This window comes from Phaeobacter sp. SYSU ZJ3003 (assembly GCF_041300735.1).
Classification (GTDB): Bacteria; Pseudomonadota; Alphaproteobacteria; order Rhodobacterales; family Rhodobacteraceae; genus Phycobacter; species Phycobacter gallaeciensis_A.
The window spans coordinates 1-203 of the sequence record NZ_PXNU01000116.1 but is presented as its reverse complement, the minus strand read 5'-3'; the positions used below and the strand labels follow the sequence as shown (position 1 = coordinate 203).

General features: G+C 61.1%; 1 pseudogene. It reads right to left on the bottom strand.

The window, feature by feature from the left end:
- Positions 1-72: 72 nt before the first annotated feature.
- Positions 73-203, bottom strand: a pseudogene (locus C6W91_RS20870) (transposase); the annotation flags it as partial.

The following is a 203-nucleotide window of genomic DNA, read 5'->3' as shown; positions in this document are numbered from 1 at the left end:
CCTTGATAACCTCATTGTGGCACATTGTGGTGCCGTGGGGAGGCTGTCCACACCAACAGGTCTGAACCCGCGCGTCTGGGGAAAGGCAGCCTCGATAGCCTGGGGGAAGCCCTTCAGCCCGTCCACGACGGCGATGAGGATGTCCTGGACGCCTCGGTTACGCAGATCGCTGAGAACCTTGGCCCAGAACTTTGCGCCCTCAT